Below are 18,097 nucleotides of genomic sequence, written 5' to 3'. Positions count from 1 at the left end.
ATGAACCCGATTGAAGACATGAGCTCCAGTACCAGCATCGACGACCCTGCCGGAAGAACCCAGCCACGCGAATTGCATTCCACCGTGATCGCCTCCCAGCTCGAGGCCGAAATCGTGGCCGGGGAGTTGAAGGCAGGAACGAAGCTCGACGAGAAGACCCTGACCGAGCGTTTCGGCGTGTCCCGGACACCGATCCGGGAAGCGCTGCATGTGCTGGTGGCCCGCTCGCTCGCCGAGCGCGTTCCCTATCGCGGGGTTGTGGTTGTCGATATCACCCGCGACCGGATCGAACAGATGTTCGAGGCGATGGGCGAGATCGAGGCGCTCTGTGGACGCATCGCTGCCGAGCGCATGCAAACCAGCGAGAGGATTGCACTCGAAACCCTTCACCGGCGCATGTCGGAACAGGCAAAGGCGGGTGATGCGGAGAATTACGAAGGCGCGAATATCGAGTTCCACGAGCGGATCTTTCGCGGAACCCATAATGACGACCTGATCGAACTGGCAAACACGCTGCGTCTCAAACTGGCGCCGTTCCGCAAGTCCCAGCTTCGCAGCGCCCGGCGTGTGGAGCGGTCGAACGAGGAGCATGACGAGATCGTCAACGCGATCCTCGACCGCGATCCGAAGCGAACCGAGAAAGCATTGCGGCGGCACCTTGTGAGTGCCGCGCGCGAAGTGCTTTCCCGGATCGACTAGCTCAGGTCAGGCCCGCCGACAGCATCCGGATCGCGGTGATGCCGAGAAACAGCGCAAAGGCGCGCTTGATCCATTTCCCGTCGAGCCTGTGCGCCAGCGACGCGCCCACCGGCGCGAAGCTGACCGTGAAGGGCAGGATCAGAAGGGCGGCGGGCAAGCTGATGAAACCGAGCGAGAATGGCGGGCGGCCAGGCACGCCCCAGCCGGAGATCACGAAGCCGATCACCGCCGGAACCGCGATCAGGAACCCGAAGGCGGCTGCCGTGCCGACGGCCCGCTTGATCTCGACCGAACAGGCGCTGAGGATCGGGACCGACAGCGTTCCGCCGCCGATGCCCATCAGAGAACTGAAGGTTCCCACCACGTAGGAAATGATGCCGTTGCCCACCCGGCCCGATGGCAGGGATTTGCTAAGAACGATGGTCCTGGGATTGGCCATGTTGATGGCGACTAGCAGGGCGATTCCGCCAAAGATGAGCTTCAGCCCGTCGGCGTCGATGTATTTCGCCAGCAGCCCGCCGCTCAGCGCACCCAGTACAATGCCGGGGCCCCAGAGCTTGAGAAGCGCGGTGTCGACCGATCCGCGCCGGTGATGCGCCCGCGCCGAGGAGACCGAGGTGAAGACGATTGTCATCAGCGAGGTGGCGACCGACATGTGCATGGCCAGCTCGGGCGGGAAATCCGTCAGCGACAGGATCCAGAACAGCATCGGGACGAGGACGATCCCGCCTCCGACCCCGAGCAGGCCGGCGAGAATCCCCGCGATAATGGAGGTCACGACGACGCCGAGCAGGATCGGCAGGATTTGCATCAGTGTAAAGTCTGTCATCTTTTCAGTAGCTCACGGCTGCACCGTCCGAACGCGGGTCCGACGCCGCTTCAAGAAGGCCGTTGGGGTGTAGAAGGACCGCGCCTGCATGGCCGGCCAGATCGGAGAAGGCTGGTATCATTTCAACATCATGTCCCGCGGCCCGCAGCGCACCGACCAGTTTCGGATCGAACCGGTCCTCAAGTTTCAGGGACGTGGTGGCATCGCCCCAGGTTTTTCCGAGCAGCCAGCGCGGCGCGGTCACCGCCGCCTGCAGGTCCATGCCGAACTGGACATGGCGCGAGAACACCGCCGATTGCGTTTGCGGCTGCCCCTCGCCGCCCATCGTGCCATAGGCCAGAACACGCCCGTCATCAAGCTGCGCAAGCGCCGGATTGAGAGTGTGGAACGGGCGCTTGCCGGGCGCCAGCTGGTTCGGGCCGGGCGAGAGCGAGAAACCCGCGCCCCGGTTCTGGAAGAAGACGCCGGTTTGCGGGCAGACGAGCCCCGATCCGAACTCCCAGAACACACTCTGGATGAAGCTCACCACGGTGCCATCGGCATCCGCGGCCCCCATCCAGATCGTGTCGCCCTCCTTTGGCTCGTGGGGCCAGGGCAAGGCCCGCTTGCGGTCGATCTGTGCTGCCATTGCGTCCAGACGCGCGTCCTGCAGCCAGTCCTGCGCCGGTTCCGCCATGCTGTCAGGATCGCCCAGGCCGGCGTTGCGGAGCAGGAAAGCCTGCTTGGTTGCCTCGATCAGCCCGTGCAGGTGATCGAAGCTTTCCCCCTCAGCGACATTCAACCGGTCGAACAGCGCGAGAATCATCAGCGAGGCGACCCCCTGCGTCGGCGCGACCATGTTGAAGAGCTTTCCGTGAGTGGTGGTCACGCTGAGGGGGAAAACACTACGCGGCTGGTATGCTTGGAAATCGTCGAGGCGCAACGGGCTGCCCTGCGCCTCCAGATAGCCCGCATGGGCCGCCGCGATCGGACCGTCATGGAAGCTGCGCAGCCCGTCACGCGCGAGGGCCGCGAGCGTTTCGGCCAACGCTTCCTGCCGCAGCCGGTGGCCCGGCGCGGGGGGCTGGCCGTCGACAAGGAACGTCTCGGCAAAGCCGGGAACTTCCTTCAGCCCGTCCAGCTTTTCAGCCGTCGTGCGCGACTGGTTGCCGGTGACCGCGATCCCGTCCCGCGCATAGGCAATGGCGTTGCCCAGCAGGTGCTCGAGCGGCAGGCGGCGTGCTTCAGGCACCAGTGACAGCGCTGCCTCCCAGCCCCCGATTGTGCCGGGAACCGTCAGGGCGGCAAGCCCACCACGTGCCGGGATGGCGTCGCGATGACCATGTGCGGCGTACCATTCCGGCGTCGCCAGCCCCGCCGCCTGCCCGCAGGCGGAAATACCTATCGGCTCCGTTCCGGGGCGATGGATGAGCCAGAACCCGTCGCCGCCGATCCCGTTCATATGCGGATAGGTCACGGCAATCGTGGCCGCCGCGGCAACCATCGCCTCAATGGCCGTGCCCCCGGCCTCCAGTATGTCCCGCCCCGCAAGGGCGGCGGCGCGGTGGGGCGCGGAGATCGCGCCGTTATAGCCAAGTGCGGATTGCAGCATGTGTTACCACCCAATCGTTTCGGGCAGCCAAGTGGCCAGGCCCGGGAAAAAGAAGACCATCGCGAGCCCGAAGAGTTGAAGGCCGATGAAGGGGATCACGCCGCGATAGATATCGGCGGTCGAGACCGAGGGGGGCGCCACACCCTTGAGGAAAAACAGCGCCCAGCCGAAGGGTGGCGTGAGAAACGAGGTTTGCAGATTTACCGCCACGAGGATCGCGATCCAGGCCATGTCGACGCCCGCGTTCAGGAAGATCGGCAGGAAGAGCGGCAAGGCGATATAGGAGATTTCGATCCATTCGAGGAAGAATCCGAGCACGAAGAGCAGCAGCATCAGGAAGAAGATCTGACCGTTCAACCCGCCCGGCACCATCGCGAAGGCATCATGCACAAGCTTTTCGCCACCCAGGCCCCGAAAGGCCAGGCCGAAAGGCTGGGCAAAGATCAGGATCAGGAACACCATGGCGCTGGTCACGAAGGCCGCACGCACGGAGTCCCGCATGACGGTGTAACGCAACCGCCCCGAGATGGCCGCGAGCAGGATCGAGCCGAAGGCCCCCATCGACGCGGCCTCGGTCGGCGCGGCAACGCCACCGATGATGGAGCCCAGCACCAGCACGATCAACGCGATCGGCGGGAGCACCACCTTCAACAGCTTCATGCCAAGCGCGCGCCCGGTATATTGCGCGCGTTCCTCGCTCGGGATGGCCGGCACGGCGTCGGGCCGCAGGATCCCGAGGATAAGCACGTAGGCCACGAAGAGCCCGGCCAGCAGCAGCCCGGGAAACAGCGCCGCGGCAAAGAGCGTGCCCACGGATTCACCGAGGATATCCGCCAGCAGGATAAGAACGAGGCTCGGTGGGATGATCTGCCCAAGCGTGCCGGAGGCGCAGATCACGCCGCTCGCCACGCTGGCGTCGTATCCGCGCCGGATGATCGGGCCGAGCGCGATCAGGCCCACGGTGACGACGGTCGCGCCCACCACCCCAGAGGCCGCCCCCATCAGCACACCGACAAGGATGATCGCCAGCGCCATTCCGCCCCGCAACCCGCCCATGGCCAAGCCCATGACGTCCAATAACTCCTCGGCGATTTTGGACTTCTCCAGCATGATCCCCATGAAGATGAAGAGTGGTAGCGCCAGCAGGGTATACTTCGTGATCACCCCGAAGATCCGCGCCGGAAGCAACGTGAACAGGAACGGCCCGAAGCCAGCATAGCCAAAGACCAGACCGGTCACGCCGAGACAGGCTGCAACCGGCACGCCGCCCAGAAGCAGGATGAAAAAGGCGCCGATCATGCACAGGGCGAGGATTTCGTTGAGTGGCATCTGTCGTCAGTCTTTGTCTTGGGCAAGGCGGTGCGGATGGATCACGGCCAGCAGATACCGGCACGCCATGGCGACGCTCTGCAAGGCGAGCAGCACGAACGCGACCGGCATGGCCGCCTTCAGGAGGTATCGGTATCCCAGCCCGCCGGAATCGGGGGAGCCTTCGTTGATGGAATAGCTGCTCTGGACATAGGCAATGCAGAGCCACGCGATGATGAGCGACACCGCGCACATCGAGACGCTGGCAAACAGGTCGACCATCGCCTGAACCCGTGGCCGCATGTTGGCATGGAAAATATCCACCCGCACTTCGCCCTCCTGGTTGAGGCCATAGGACATGCCAAACAGGGCGACGATCGCCATCAGGTGCCATTCGGCTTCCTGCAAGCCGACCGTGCCGAAGGAAAACAGGTAGCGAGACAGCACGTTGAATGCGACCAGTAGCACAAGCACCAACCCGCTCCAGGCGGCGACCTGGCCGGTGACGCGAACGATGCCGGAAGCACCGTTCGCGAGCTTTTCGATCAGGGCGATCATCACCGTTAGACCGGCAGGCTCTGGTAGGGCTTCTCGGAGATCGCCGCCCATTCCGAATGCTCGGCCTTGAAGGCCATGAAGGCGTCATGCACCTTCCTGGCGGCCGGATCCTGTGTGGCGAATTCGGACAGAACGCTGTCCGTCACCGATTTCAGCTCCATCACCACGTCCTCGGGCAGGACATCCGCGATCACGCCATCGTTCTCGATCATGTCCTTCAGCGCGGATGCGTTGTTGGCCTCGCACCAGGTGTGGCTTTCAAGGTTGCAGGCCATGGCGGCGGTCTGCACGATCGCCTGCAGGTCGGCCGGCAGGCTGGCCCAGGCATTGGCGTTGGCGGCGTTCATCTCGACCGCACCGGAGCGCACGGCGTCGAAGCCTTCCAGCGCCGGGATCAGCTCGCCGGCAGCGAAATGCTGGATCGTGATCCGGCCGTCCGACATTGCCGCGACCTTCTTGCAGAAATCGGTCGGGCTGCCGGGACCTTCGACATAAAAGGGCGATCCCGGCCCATAGGCGTTGGTCATCTTCCTGTTGAAGCTGGTCTGCGCCCTGGCAATCGACGGGGCGGCGAGCGGTGCACCGGCCAGCGTTACACCGGCGGCAATGAATTCGCGTCTGTCCATCATCTATCCTTTCGCGGTCAAACGATCCTGCGACCACGAAATTCGCTGCATCGCGGCTTTCAAGGCAATTGAGCGTTCGAGCACAGAAGCAGCTCCCTTTTTTGTATACAATCTTAGATCATAGAACTCAAATCGAATACAAATTGAAAAGTGTTGGAATCTGTAGCGCTAACGGATGCGGCTCGGAGCGTCAGGTTTTTCGAGGATCGAATGCGCTTGTAAAACCCCGGGACGCAAATCGAACCTGCTCCCCTCAACGAGCACTCGTCCGCCAATCCAACAGCCATCCGAACCGCGTTCCTGCGTTCGAGACCTTTGATCGCTCGGCCGGCCGGCCGACATTTCTCCCGCGCAGGGGGCCACTCGCAAGCCACCAAGGGGCTCCTGCAATCTGGCACTACCCACAACCGAAGTTGCATCCCGCCACGCTGTCTCGGGGCCTGAATGCGCCCCTTTGCCTCAGGCCTGCACAACCACAAGAAGATTTTTCTAGCCGATTCAACCTATTGTTGTCAGGTCGACATTTTCGGGTTTACCATAAGGAAGGAAGCCCGACTCTCTCTGGGCTTGCGCGAACGGAGGAACAGCAATGAGACGTGTAACGCGCGCCACCATTCTGGTGGCTTTGACGACGTATATGACCATTTGCGGCGGCCCGGAGCGGCTGTCGGTGGCACTTGCTCAGGACAACTCCGACACGGCGGCGATCACGCCGGCCACCCTCATGCCGGAGATCCCGGCCCTTGAGGCATGGCGCAAATCGCCCCATGCCGACATCACCAAGGAGGCCTTTCGCCACTGGGACGAGGAAGAGGACAAGATGATCCCGGAGGCCTGCTCGCAGTGCCACTCCACGGCGGGCTATCTCGACTATCTCGGTGCAGATGGCAGCGAGGCGGGTGTCGTCGACACGAAACACTCCCCCGATCCGGCAATGGCCCCGGGCGTCGCCTGCATGGCCTGCCACAGCATGGAAGCGCGGGAACGGACGGTCGTGACCTTCCCCTCGGGCATTGAGCAGGAAGTCTTCACCGACGATATCCGCTGCATGACCTGCCATGGCGGACGGAATTCGAAGGTCCAGGTCCTCGCCAAGATCGAGGACGCGGGCGCGCCCGCTGACGATACGACATCGGAAGATCTCGCCTTCGTCAACATCCACTACCGCGCCGCCGCCGCCAGCCGGTTCGGAGGCGATGTGCAGGGTGGCTTCGAATATGACGGCCAGGACTACGTCGGGTATTACTTCCACGACCAGGTCTCGCAGACCTGCAACGACTGCCACAACCCGCACACGCTGCAGGTGAAGGTGGAGACCTGCACCGACTGCCATGACGAGGTGATGGGCGACAACAAGGACAGCATGCATCTCGTCCGGACGTCCAAGGTCGATTACGATGGCGATGGCGACACCTCCGAAGGCATCGAGGCCGAAATCCAGGAGCTTCACGGCAAGCTGTTGGAAGCGATCATCGGCTACGGCGAGAACACCGCCGGCACCGCCATCGGTTACGAGGCGCATTCCTACCCGTATTTCTTCGCCGATGGCGACGGCAGCGGTGCGATCGAGGAGGGCGAAGCCAAGTACCCCAATCGGTACCAGGCCTGGACACCGCGCCTGTTGAAGGCCGCGTATAACTACCAGGTCGTGGCCAAGGACCCGGGGATCTACACCCACAATCCCCATTACGCGCTGCAGCTGCTGCACGACAGCATCGCCGACCTGGCAGAGGCTGGAAGCGGCGTCGATGTCGCCGGGGAACGCCCGCAGTGATCGGCGCATTTCGCTGACATCGCAAGGAACGGACCGGCTGGTTTCCACGGCCGGTCCGGACAAGTCTTCGAGATCCGAAAAGGGACGGCAAACATGGCAGGACATGTGTTCCTCCGCCTGACACTGGCGGTGGGTCTGGCCGCGGCACTCGCCGCTTCGGCGGCGGCACAGTCTGACACACCGGCGCAAGATCCCGGCGCAGCGTCGCCCTCAACCGCGGCGACCGTGCCGGCTTCCACCGCCGATCACAGCCAGTTCGATGCGCTGGCGGGACCGTTCGCTTCGGCGCAGGAGGTCAACGAGGCCTGCCTGTCGTGCCACAATACCGGGCCCGCACAACTCCACGGCACGCTGCATTTCACCTGGTCCTGGCCGGCCGCCGGGTCCGAGCAAACGGCTGACGCCAGTGCCGTGGCGGGTGGCATGGCCCATGTCGCCAACGGGTTCCTGCTCTCCACGCCCTCCAATCTCGATGCCTGCAGCTCCTGCCACATCGCCGGAACCCGCTTCGAGGATCCCGCGATGCTCGACCCTTCCAGCGCCCCGGTGGCGCCGGTCGACTGCCTGAGCTGCCACGAGCCGACGGGCCTCTGGACCGTCGCCAATTTCCATGAAGGCGGCGCAGCCTGCTCCATGTGCCATGACGAACGGCTTCGCGGCGACACACCTGAGGTGACGGATTTCGTCGCGGCGGCCAAATCGGTCGGCCCCTCGACCAAGGCAAGCTGCGGCGCCTGCCATTTCAATGCCGATGGCGGGTATGGCGTGAAGCATGGCGACCTCAACGCCGATCTCCTCGCTCCCCCGGCAACGCTCGACGTACACATGGCGGCCGCCCCCGACGGTGCCGGCTTCACATGCAGCACCTGCCACAGCACGACCGATCACGCGCTTGCCGGAAGCCGCTATGACGGCGGGCCGGGCGCAGGGCCCGAACGCCCGGCGCTTGTCGGGGCCGCTGCCTCCTGCCAGGGCTGTCATGGGGCCGAGCCACATGACGCAATCGCGCGCGGCGTTCGGTTGGATCGACACATCGGCACGGTCGCCTGCGAGACCTGCCACATCCCGTCCATCGCGCGCGGCGAAACAGCCACGCGCGTGCTTTGGGACTGGTCGACGGTCGGCAAGCTGGGCCGCGACCGCAAGCCGATGGCGCAGAAACAGAAGGACGGTCGCATCACCTACACGACCGAAAAGGGCCATCTCGAAGTCGCCCGCGCCTTTGCTCCGGAATATGTCTGGTCCGACGGGCGGCTCGACATGCATCGCCCCGGAGATCCGCTCCCGGAGACCGGCGCGGAGCAGAGCGAGGGCGTGGCTCCCGGCCGCGAGGCCAGCACCGATCTCGCGCTCATCGAGGCCGCCTTCGCCGACACGCCCTGGATCGCCGCCTATTCCGGCGACCCGGATGCGGCCGAGGCGCGGATCGCGCCGGTCAAGGTCATGCATTCGGTCGTGCCGATCGATGCCGAGAGCCGCGCCCTCGCGGCGGTGAAGCTCTCCGGCCGCAGCGGTGACGCGCTCTGGAACCGCTTCCGCTGGGAGAACGCCGTGGAGGCCGGCATGGAGGCGGCCGGCCAACCCTTCAGCGGCGAGGTCGCCTTTGCCCGGGTCCGGCAGATGATCCCGGTCAACCACATGGTGGCCCCCGCTGAAGCAGCGCTCCAATGCGCGGCCTGTCACAGCTCGGACGGGCTGCTGGCGGAGCTTCCCGGCGGTTTCGTGCCCGGACGCGACCGGTATGACTGGCTCGACAAGGCAGGGCTGCTGCTGCTTGCAACCACGCTTGCAGGGGTCCTGTTCCACCTCGTTCTGCGGCTGGGTTTCGCACTGTTCCACAAGGTTAAGCGTCATGGCTGATACGTCGTCCGGGAACCCTCGCGGGGTCTATATCTTCCACCGTTTCGAACGGTTCTGGCACTGGTCGCAAGCGGCGCTGATCCTGTTCCTGATGGCCACCGGGGCCGAGATCCACGGGTATTGGCACTGGCTCGGGTTCGAACGGGCGCTGGAGTTGCACATCGTGGCCGCCTTCACGCTGATTGTCCTTTGGGCCTTTGCCATCTTCTGGCATCTCGTTGCCGGCGAGTGGCGTCACTACGTGCCCACCACCAAGGGTCTGTGGAAAGTGATTTCCTTCTATGCCACCGGCATTTTTTTCGGCGAACCGCATCCGTTCAGACCGAGCACCACGCGCAAGCACAACCCGTTACAGGCCATCGCCTATCTGAGCTTCAAGGTGCTCATGGCGCCCGCGCTCTGGATTTCGGGCCTGATCTTGTGGGCCTATAGCAGGTATCCCGCATTTTATCCCGACGGGTTGCCGATCCTCTGGGTCAACGCCGTTCACGTTGGCGGAGCCTTCCTCATCGGCGCTTTCCTGATCGCGCATCTTTACCTGATCACCACCGGCGAGACAGTGTTCGCGCAGCTCAGGGCAATGATTACCGGGTGGGACAAGCACGCCGAAGACAAGCAGGACTGATCTTCGAGCGTTCCCCATCGCGTGGTTCCCCCCCGGGGCGGCCTCACCCGACGGGCTCGGAGGGCACCTCTGCCGCCAACGCCTTCCTGCCGGCTTCCAGCACTTCCACGATGCGGTCGGTGTCGAAGACAAAGCCGCGCCAGGTTCCAACGCTTGCGACCTGAAGCGCGGCCCAGAGGGGCGTGTCTTCGCGCAGCTTGTCCGCCGGTCGGAGCTCGGGATGGGGGGGCGTGTGGCGTGGATCGCGGCCCCCTCCTCCGGGCCGCCGAGAAAGTTGACGCGCCGCTCCAGTTTCACTCAATCGACGATCACTTCGATCAGGTCGCCCCGTCCCGGAGCTTGCCGAGCGGCCCGCCCGCCAGCGCCTCGGGACCGACATGGCCGATGCAAGCCCCGGAGGACACGCCAGAAAAGCGGGCATCGGTGATCAGCGTGACATGCCCTGCCCCGTTTCCCGCCGCCATCTTTTCCGACCCGTCGGCCGATTGTTCCATATGAGCAAACGAGATTTTGCATTCCGGAACATATCAACAAGGGCTCGGGCCACGAAAGGCTCGCGCGTCCCGAGGGGACTTTGCCGCAATTTCGAGCGTTTATTCTGGGCGCTTAACGCCCCCTGTCAAAGGTGGGGCATACCGATCAGTCAATCCGTGCAGCGCGCGCTTCAGATCCTCGACCTTTTCGACGAGTCCACGCCCGAGCTGAAGATCACCGAGATCAACAACTGGCTCTGGCTGCTCTGTCCAAACTGGACGGAGTTCGCGCGCAGAGACTCGCGCTCGACGAGGAAGAACTCCGTCTCGGAGTGCGGTGCTTGGCGGCTCCCATCTTCGACCATGCGGGGCGTGTGGCCGCCGCCGCGTCGCTTTCCACGTTGCCCCTGGACAGCACGCGAGAGCAATTCGACGCGTTGATACCGGAGGTTCGGGAATGCGCTCGGGAGATTTCGGAAGCGATCGGTCGGGAGTAGCGCTCGGTGCAGGCTGCGGAGCCTCGGGCTCCGGAGAGGCCGCCTTCCCTCGTCCAACCCGCGCCGTTCTGCTGACGCCGTTTTCCTCGGAGGGAAACCGTCAGCCACGGCCTGCAGGTTGGGAAAAGAAACCATCAAATCAGATCGGCGGGAACAAAGGGTAGACTGAAACGCGCCAGATAATGCCCAGCTATTCCAGGTATTCGGGAGCGGTTCAGAGCGCCGATCCGGCGGTTGTCATGTCCAACCGGCTTCGTGTTTCAGCGCGTCAGCGGGCTCAATACCGCACCAGTAACAGACCGCGGCCAGCGCGTATGCCCGAAGGTCGTTGGCGAAACGGATCTCTGTGTAAATGTCGCAAGCCTCGTCCACCGGCCGGGGGTCCGAAGGGGCCGGGCCAAGCCGCGCGATGAGCTTCGTGAGTTCGGAGTGAATGCTCTTTATGGTGTTGTGATCTTTCAATTTCTGTCCGTTCATTATTGGAATGGGAACAGGCCGAACAGTGCCGGCCTGTGGAATTTGTCGTTGGCTCTGTGGGTGGCTATTGAGCGTCGGCGGGGCTTGCGCTGTGTTGCCGATCCGCTGGATCGACATCCGCCGATATCTCGGCAGATGCGGTCATCTTAAATGCAACAGCCACGATCATGAGAAGAACGAGAACGGCCTGAGGCGCGAGATCCGCGTCGCGAAGGTTCACGTATGCCCTTTCATCGGGCACCTGTTCTCTCGTGGAAGAGCATGAAGCGGGGCGCTCAGTGAGCGCCCCGGCAAATCAAGCAAGAGCCAGATTGGTCGCGGACTCACGTCCGTCGCGGCCGGCCTCGACGTCGAAGGTCACTTTCTGACCATCTTCGAGGGCGGACAGACCAGCACGCTCAAGGGCGCTGATGTGAACGAACACGTCGCGCTTGCCACCTTCGGGCTCGATGAAGCCAAAACCCTTAGTTGCGTTGAACCATTTTACGGTGCCATTAGCCATCGTAAAGTCTCCTATTTGTTTGCTGCCCGCGGAGTTGCGGCAGCCCGGCTCAGTAAGATCAATTTCGATACTGAAGCCTGGTTAGGGAGACAGAGGTCAAAGAGATAACGTCGCCCTCACCACATGGGGTGTGTCCGGCGAAAACGCAAGAGAAAATATCGAGACGATCAAAAATCGAGTTCGATCTCCTCGAAGCCTATCATCTTTTCGAAATCGGCAATCGCGGCCGCCGCATTGCCATAGGTGCCCATCAGGCGATCCCTGTGATCCCTGAGTTCGGTGGTTTCGCCGTCGATCTCCACCACGCATCCAACCACCGCCCCGTCGATGACGAGTTTCTGGGTATTGGCCATTTGCGCAGTCTTCACGACGCTGATCTGCTTTGGACGTGCCATGTCTGATCTCCCGGAGCTAACACCGGCCCGAGGAATCAGGGCAAGCTGATCCCCCAAGAACACATCCCGCTCGGCAACACCACCGGTTTCACGCATGCGTGCCCCGGGCAAGGCGCGCGCAACGGGGCCCGGCCCGGCGCCGTGTTGCCTCGTTCAGTGCAGGCGCGCGCCCACGAGATAGCCGACGACCTCTTCCTCCCCTAGCGACCGGAGCGCCTCGAGACGATGGAACCCCTCGATCAGCACGAACCTGTCGCCGTCTTTGCGAACCCGGATCGGCGTGGTCTGTCCGTTCTCCAGCATGCTCTCGGCAAGTTCCAGAACCTTCTCCGGATCCAGAGATTTGACCCGCTTGACGGGCACATGGATCTTGGCGATCGGGAAGGAGGTTTTCTTCAGCATTTTTTCATCCCCATGAAGATCTGGACAATCTGGGTTCGTGCGGGCTGCCCCCTTGGGGGCGGCCTCTCATTTGTGCGTTTGGTCGGGGGCGTCACGCCACGGGCTCGCCATCCACCGGGTCAATCCAAACCTGAAACCCTTTGAGTTGGTGCTCGCCGAAACTGTGTGTCAGCGGCACGTCGGCCGCATCGCGCCCCCGCGCGATCAGAACGCGGCCGAAACGCGTGTCGTTGTTGCGTGGATCGAACACCCACCACTGCCCGCCAAGATAGACTTCCATCCAGGCCGCGAAATCCATTGGCGCATAAGGCGGCGCCTGGCCGACATCACTGATATACCCCGTGCAGTAGCGTGCCGGGATGTTGAGGCAGCGGCATAGCGTGATCGCGAGATGGGTGAAGTCCCGACAGACGCCGACGCCTTCATTCAAGGCTTCAGCGGCGGTGCGCGTCGCCCGGGAATGCTGGTATCCGAAGCTTATCCGTTCATGCACGAAATCGCAGACCGCCTGGACACGCTGCCACCCCGCTGGCCCCTGGCCGAACTGTTTCCACGCAAAGGTAGACAGGATGTCGGTCTCGCAGTAGCGGCTCGGCAGCAGGAAGGTCAGCACGTCGATTGGCAAGCTTTCGACGGGAATTTGCCCGGCGTCGAAATTTTTTGGATCGGCGGCCCCCGAATCCCGGATCGTACCGGCCGTGGATACCGTAAAATCGCCGGCCGGTGCGAGCAGCCGGTTGCACCAGTTGCCGAAACTGTCGCGATAGCTCTCGATTGGAACCGCGGGTTCGGTGATCAGCAATTGGGGCTGCTCAAGATCGCTCACCCGTGAATAGTGTACATTCAGGAGCAGGATCATCGGTGTCGCTGACGGCAGCCAAAAGCCAAGCCGACAGCCAAGTTGCAAGCGCATTGGGTTAAACTTTCTCGCCGATACCATGAATGGTACGATCAGCGGCTATGCTATCAAACGCCTTAGCACATCAGTCTGGCGCTGTCGCGGAAGTCATTTTGTGCGGCGACGCTCCGCAAGCGGCATCACCGGGGACACGACAAGACCCAAGCTCTCGACGTTTCGTGCCGGGTTGAAGATATGTGGGGTATCTATGGCGGTCGCTATAGCCGCCGAGATACCGTTGCCGTCTGTATAGAGACGCAGCATTTTTTATTTTTTTGTCAGATCTGTAGACGACGCCCGAGCAGTCTTTTGTCGCCTTATGTCGTGGACAGTAGCGTCGAGTTACGTTATTTTTGGTGTGTAAGTAGGTGGGTAAGGAGCGGATGAATGCCACGAGTGGCCAAAGAGCTTTCGGCGCTGGATGTGAAGAGGCTGAAACACCCCGGAACAACAAAGTTCAATGCACGGCACACCGTCGGCGGCGTTGGCGGCCTCATGATGCAGGTCACCCCCAATAACGGAAAGACTTGGCTGTTGCGCGTCACGGTTGGCAGCGTTCGGCGGGAGATCGGACTAGGTGGTTATCCGGACGTTACTTTAGCGCAGGCACGGGAACGCGCTCGTGAGATGAAGGAGAGCATCAAACAGGGCATAGACCCTGTTGAAGAGCGGAAGCAGCACAAAGCCGAACTGGTCGCAGCCCAGCGCCGAGGTCTGACGTTCTCCGAAGCAGTTGATCGGTTTCTTGACAGTAAACTGGATGAGTTCAGCAACGCCAAACACAGGCAGCAGTGGCGCAGCACCCTCGAAACACACGCGGTTCCGGAACTGGGCAAGATGCTCGTTGGCGACATCACTGTGCAAGACGTCTTGCGGGTGTTGGAACCGATCTGGCGGACCAAAACCGAAACCGCTTCCAGAACACGCAGACGGATCGAAGCGGTGATCTCGTGGGCGACGGTGGCCGGGCACCGCAGCGGGGACAACCCCGCACGCTGGGCAAACAATCTGAAGGAACTTCTCCCTGCCCCGTCCAAGGTCGCGAAGACATCAAACCAGCCTGCATTGAAGATCGAAGATGCCCAGAGGTGGTTTGCTGCCCTTCGGGACAGAGATGGCATCGGCAGTCGGGCGCTGGAGTTTACCGCGCTAACGGCTGCGCGTTCACAAGAGGTACGCGGCGCTTGCTGGGACGAAATCGACTTGGACGCGGGCATTTGGGTTATCCCGGCCAAGCGAACGAAGATGAACCGGGAGCACCGCGTGCCGTTGTCTGATGTGGCCGTTGCCCTGCTGCGGTCCCTGCCCCGGTTTGAGGACAATCCGCTGGTCTTCCCTGCCCCGCGGGGCGGCGAGATGTCCGACATGACCCTGAGTGCCACCATGAAGCGGCTGCACAAGGCAGATCTTGCCGAGGATGGTCATGGATATGTGGACCGCGTTTCAGGCCGTCCGGCGGTGCCCCACGGACTGCGCAGTACCTTCCGCGACTGGGTTGCAGAAACCACAAGTTTCCCCGGCGAGATGGCCGAAGTTGCCTTGGCCCACAAGATCAGCAACGCCGTAGAGGCTGCCTACCGGCGCGGCGACATGGTCGAGAAGCGCAGAACCATGATGCAGGCGTGGGCGAACTTCCTGACAAACAGTGAACCGGGGTGCAATGTCGTCAGCATCACGGGGATATCTGCGCGATGACGTCGCACCGAAAGCTGGACCACCGCAAGCTTTGGGCAATCGAAGACGCACTGAGGGACACGGTAGCGGTTGCCTTTCGTGATGCCCATGGTTCGGATCTAAAACTTCGGGGGCCGCTCCCAGAAGCATGGCCAGCGGATGAACGGGGACAGATCACGAAGGGCTTCATTGATTTGGTCCAAAAGGGCATCGTTTTCTACTGCATGGAGGACCTTCTGTGGCCGCTGGGTCGAGACAAGCCTGCAAACAGAGACATATTCTGGGGTTCATTCGGGCGGTTTCATCGTTGCGGCGAGGACGGAACACCTAAGCTGAGCGATTTCCTTCGAACACGGCGGCATCCCGGAAGGCAACCAGTTGCTCTCAGGACGTACAGTGATGCCCTCACGTACCGACGCACCGGAGAGATTGCCGGAAATGTATTTCCGCTTGTGAATGAGCGCTGGGCAGTCCGCGGTATGGACGGAAGTTCTGTTGCCGAGATCGTGCCTCAGCGCATAAGACTAAGTATCCTATACCTCTTTGGCGAACCTCCAAGCAAAGTCGCGGAAAGCCGTGCACCGGAGATACACTACGTTGTTGGCACCAAGATCGCTGGCAAGCCGGAGAGAGACCTCTTCGCTCCCCCGACCCGCGCTTACGAGCACGCCTTTAGACGGCAGGTCGATAAGTTGTGGGATGAATGGCATGCTTCCTCGAACTTGAAACCAGATCACCTAACCTGCGACTGGGTTCGCGACAGACTGGGTGTTTGGGACGGGGACGACCCAGTCAACCGAGGCGGTTGGGTGGGAGACGCGGTAGTCGATGCTTACAAACAGGAACTCATGGAGCGCTTGGCTGCTCCCGCAATGCAAACTGAGAGCCGACCAACCCCACAGACGAGACCCACCACACGGCAATAGATGACGTCTGAACCTACCATTTCCCAAGCCACATGAGCTCAGCGGCCATTTGAATGCCTGCATTGCTGTCGATATTCGGTGGCTGGTAATTGTTGTCGTAATTCCCTCCTGCTGGGTCACCAAGACCAACTAGAGCAAGACCAATGAGACCTAGAATTGCATATGCTCTCTCACGTTCAGCTTGTCTGCGATCTCGTATGCGAATGTCTATGTTTTGTAGCTCTGCGGAAGCCTGTTGACACAGCTCTGTGCTACGTGATGGATCGGTGCAGTTGCTTGCGTTTCTGAACCACAATTTTTCCCAGCTCTCTGCACCACTTCTTTGATAATCGCTCAATTCGGGTTGTAATCTACGGGACCTATACAAATAGGCGACGGCAAGCTGTGCTTCATGAAGTCCCGCCTGCGCCGCTTCGAGATAAAAATCAAATGCCGCGTCCATATTGCTCGAACGGGCGGCCGCCGCCGCTCTCTTATAGGCCAAGGGGCCAAGCAACGGGTTTATGACAGCATATACCTCCCACCTTGGGTCGCTCTCTCCGACGCGTAGCTCTGGGAGTGGCTGACTGGAAACTCGAGTTTTTAATCCACTAAGAAGTTCATAGGCGGCCTCTTCATTTGTTGGAAGTTCCCCTCCGGGCAACATGTGGCGTGCAATGTGATATCCTGCTTGTGCTGCCCCTTTTCTCCAGCCTTCCTGATAATATCCGATGGCCCGATTTATGTCGCGTTCTACCCAAGCACCTTCCTCATAAAGAAATCCGAGGGTAGCTTCCGCCACGCCATTGTTCAGTGAAATGGCGTCATTCAGAAGGACGAGTATACGTTGTTGGTTTTCTGAGGATCTGTCCCCTGCTGTCAAAATTTGGGCAACTACGTCGCCAGTAACGCCGAGGTCACCACCCTCAAGCAATAGCTGTTTGAGTTCTGAAATTCTATCTGAGCCGCCTAGATTATTGAGCTGTTGAACGCGAGCCTCGTACATTTCAATGTCAAACTGATGCATCTCTTCGCGGGAGTATTCTACTGGCCCCGAACTGGTATAGACTTCAATTGGACGGAAGGAACCTATCCGGTTGGCGATATCGGATGCTTCTTGCTCAATACCTCGCTTCCGTGTCTGAAGAATATCGGTCAATCGCTCCATGAAGCCGATTTGAATCTCGATAAAATCGGCATCTCCGCGAGCGACACCTGCGTCAAGGAAATCAAATATTTCAGAGCCGTATGAATTGATCTCTTTGCCGTATGGCCAACTTTCGGGCGAACGCTCTCTATCTAGGAATTGCAGTAGCTCAAGCTGCGCAGCTATATCACCCTCTATTGCACGGTTGACTACGCAATCATCCCCACCCTGGAAGTGCCGCGAAAAGGCAGAAGGGCAAGAAAGGCCGTCAGCCAAAAGAGGGGGAGCCAGTGTGTTGAGGGCCATCGCAAAGACAAATGATGTGATCGAAAAAAAGCGCATATTGGTTCCAAAAAATCTGAGCCGACATTCCCCAAGTGGCCTGCCTCTTGACGGCAAAGTCCTTCGTTTCTGATCTTTGAGCAAGCGTTTTGTCCCTCATCGGCCGGTTCCGCGGCTTCATGAAGCCCTTCTGCGGCCCCGCCTCGAAGAACCTTGCCGCCTACGGTCGGTGGCATGCCGCCCGCGACAACGCGGGCCGCAGCTATCTCGACGTGCTCAGGCTGCTGCTCGCGTCAGGCCCTCGTCCCAACACGGTTTACTGACACCGCCCGTCGCAATCGTATCGAGATCATGTTCGGACGCCTGAAGGATTGGCGCCGTGTCGCAACACGATATGACCGATGCCCGAAGGTCTTCCTCTCAGCCATCCCTTCGGTCGCAACCGTCATGTTCTGGTTATGAAACGAGAACGAGTCCTGACCGCAATTGGATCACAGTAGACAAGGAATGTTCGACTCAACCCGTATGTCTGACGTCAGCGCCTATGGGACAGATTTGAAGTTTTCGTAACGGAG

19 protein-coding genes and 1 pseudogene are annotated in these 18,097 nt (G+C 61.3%); 7 read left to right on the top strand and 13 right to left on the bottom strand.

What is annotated here, in order from left to right; all coding sequences use genetic code 11:
- Nucleotides 1–18 precede the first annotated feature (18 nt).
- A complete protein-coding gene (locus AX756_RS04520) occupies nt 19–699 on the top strand; it encodes a GntR family transcriptional regulator (protein ID WP_068309134.1) in 681 nt (226 codons plus the stop codon).
- A 1-nt stretch (nt 700) separates the two neighbouring features.
- Here the strand turns inward: AX756_RS04520 and AX756_RS04515 are convergent, their stop codons facing one another.
- From AX756_RS04515 to AX756_RS04495, 5 genes are read right to left on the bottom strand one after another with little or no spacing between them, the layout of a single operon-like run.
- Complete coding sequence (locus AX756_RS04515; RefSeq protein WP_068309131.1) at nt 701–1,528, bottom strand: sulfite exporter TauE/SafE family protein; 828 nt, start codon at nt 1,526–1,528, stop codon at nt 701–703.
- A gap of 4 nt (nt 1,529–1,532) precedes the next feature.
- Nucleotides 1,533–3,119 (bottom strand): gamma-glutamyltransferase family protein, encoded by a 1,587-nt coding sequence (locus tag AX756_RS04510; protein WP_068309129.1) that lies wholly within the window; start codon nt 3,117–3,119, stop codon nt 1,533–1,535.
- 3 nt (nt 3,120–3,122) lie between these two features.
- Entirely contained in the window at nt 3,123–4,448 is a 1,326-nt protein-coding gene (locus AX756_RS04505; protein ID WP_068309127.1) for a TRAP transporter large permease, read from the bottom strand.
- Nucleotides 4,449–4,454: 6 nt separating this feature from the next.
- Nucleotides 4,455–5,036, bottom strand: a complete 582-nt coding sequence (locus AX756_RS04500) for a TRAP transporter small permease subunit (protein ID WP_231700980.1) — start codon at nt 5,034–5,036, stop codon at nt 4,455–4,457.
- The gene (locus tag AX756_RS04495; RefSeq protein ID WP_082738958.1) at nt 4,991–5,611 is read right to left on the bottom strand and encodes a hypothetical protein; all 621 of its coding nucleotides are present in this window, start codon (nt 5,609–5,611) and stop codon (nt 4,991–4,993) included. The genes AX756_RS04500 and AX756_RS04495 overlap by 46 nt, the downstream gene beginning before the upstream one ends.
- Before the next feature lie 589 nt (nt 5,612–6,200).
- On the opposite strand from AX756_RS04495, the gene AX756_RS04490 reads away from it, so the two are divergent.
- The 3 genes from AX756_RS04490 to AX756_RS04480 all read left to right on the top strand — a co-directional run bounded on the left by AX756_RS04490 (nt 6,201) and on the right by AX756_RS04480 (nt 9,870).
- Entirely contained in the window at nt 6,201–7,385 is a 1,185-nt protein-coding gene (locus AX756_RS04490; protein WP_068309121.1) for a hypothetical protein, read from the top strand.
- A 93-nt stretch (nt 7,386–7,478) separates the two neighbouring features.
- Nucleotides 7,479–9,245: a hypothetical protein gene (locus tag AX756_RS04485; RefSeq protein ID WP_068309119.1), complete on the top strand. Its 1,767-nt coding sequence runs from the start codon at nt 7,479–7,481 to the stop codon at nt 9,243–9,245.
- Entirely contained in the window at nt 9,238–9,870 is a 633-nt protein-coding gene (locus tag AX756_RS04480) for a cytochrome b/b6 domain-containing protein (protein WP_068309117.1), read from the top strand. The genes AX756_RS04485 and AX756_RS04480 overlap by 8 nt, the downstream gene beginning before the upstream one ends.
- A gap of 43 nt (nt 9,871–9,913) precedes the next feature.
- Here AX756_RS04480 and AX756_RS25995 read toward each other — a convergent pair whose 3' ends face one another.
- On the bottom strand, nt 9,914–10,171 hold the full coding sequence (locus AX756_RS25995) for a hypothetical protein (RefSeq protein ID WP_082738937.1): 258 nt from the start codon (nt 10,169–10,171) through the stop codon (nt 9,914–9,916).
- Nucleotides 10,172–10,196: 25 nt separating this feature from the next.
- Nucleotides 10,197–10,328: pseudogene (locus AX756_RS26605) on the bottom strand (hypothetical protein); the annotation flags it as partial.
- 167 nt (nt 10,329–10,495) lie between these two features.
- Here AX756_RS26605 and AX756_RS26600 point away from each other — a divergent pair.
- Nucleotides 10,496–10,840, top strand: coding sequence for an IclR family transcriptional regulator domain-containing protein (locus AX756_RS26600; RefSeq protein ID WP_269432940.1), 345 nt, complete (start codon nt 10,496–10,498; stop codon nt 10,838–10,840).
- 237 nt (nt 10,841–11,077) lie between these two features.
- On the opposite strand, the gene AX756_RS04475 is transcribed toward AX756_RS26600, so the two are convergent.
- From AX756_RS04475 to AX756_RS04455, 5 genes are all read right to left on the bottom strand, one after another.
- Nucleotides 11,078–11,434: a hypothetical protein gene (locus AX756_RS04475; RefSeq protein ID WP_068309115.1), complete on the bottom strand. Its 357-nt coding sequence runs from the start codon at nt 11,432–11,434 to the stop codon at nt 11,078–11,080.
- Nucleotides 11,435–11,612: 178 nt separating this feature from the next.
- Nucleotides 11,613–11,819: a cold-shock protein gene (locus tag AX756_RS04470; RefSeq protein ID WP_068309113.1), complete on the bottom strand. Its 207-nt coding sequence runs from the start codon at nt 11,817–11,819 to the stop codon at nt 11,613–11,615.
- Nucleotides 11,820–11,986: 167 nt separating this feature from the next.
- Entirely contained in the window at nt 11,987–12,214 is a 228-nt protein-coding gene (locus tag AX756_RS04465) for a hypothetical protein (protein ID WP_068309111.1), read from the bottom strand.
- A 153-nt stretch (nt 12,215–12,367) separates the two neighbouring features.
- The gene (locus AX756_RS04460; RefSeq protein WP_068309109.1) at nt 12,368–12,616 is read right to left on the bottom strand and encodes a ParB N-terminal domain-containing protein; all 249 of its coding nucleotides are present in this window, start codon (nt 12,614–12,616) and stop codon (nt 12,368–12,370) included.
- A 91-nt stretch (nt 12,617–12,707) separates the two neighbouring features.
- Nucleotides 12,708–13,529 (bottom strand): transglutaminase-like domain-containing protein, encoded by an 822-nt coding sequence (locus AX756_RS04455; RefSeq protein ID WP_068309107.1) that lies wholly within the window; start codon nt 13,527–13,529, stop codon nt 12,708–12,710.
- 372 nt (nt 13,530–13,901) lie between these two features.
- Between AX756_RS04455 and AX756_RS04450 the strand changes: the two genes are divergently transcribed.
- A complete protein-coding gene (locus AX756_RS04450; RefSeq protein ID WP_068309105.1) occupies nt 13,902–15,209 on the top strand; it encodes a tyrosine-type recombinase/integrase in 1,308 nt (435 codons plus the stop codon).
- A gap of 918 nt (nt 15,210–16,127) precedes the next feature.
- Here AX756_RS04450 and AX756_RS04440 read toward each other — a convergent pair.
- Complete coding sequence (locus AX756_RS04440) at nt 16,128–17,582, bottom strand: SEL1-like repeat protein (protein WP_068309101.1); 1,455 nt, start codon at nt 17,580–17,582, stop codon at nt 16,128–16,130.
- A gap of 174 nt (nt 17,583–17,756) precedes the next feature.
- Here AX756_RS04440 and AX756_RS26725 point away from each other — a divergent pair, with 174 nt between their 5' ends.
- Nucleotides 17,757–17,984 (top strand): transposase, encoded by a 228-nt coding sequence (locus tag AX756_RS26725; protein ID WP_331457756.1) that lies wholly within the window; start codon nt 17,757–17,759, stop codon nt 17,982–17,984.
- Nucleotides 17,985–18,097: the final 113 nt, after the last annotated feature.

Origin of the sequence: Aliiruegeria sabulilitoris (assembly GCF_001558155.1) — a bacterium.
In the GTDB taxonomy this organism is placed as follows: domain Bacteria; phylum Pseudomonadota; class Alphaproteobacteria; order Rhodobacterales; family Rhodobacteraceae; genus Tropicimonas; species Tropicimonas sabulilitoris.
Note: the sequence above shows the minus strand (reverse complement) of the source record. Positions and strands in the feature narration are given on the sequence as shown.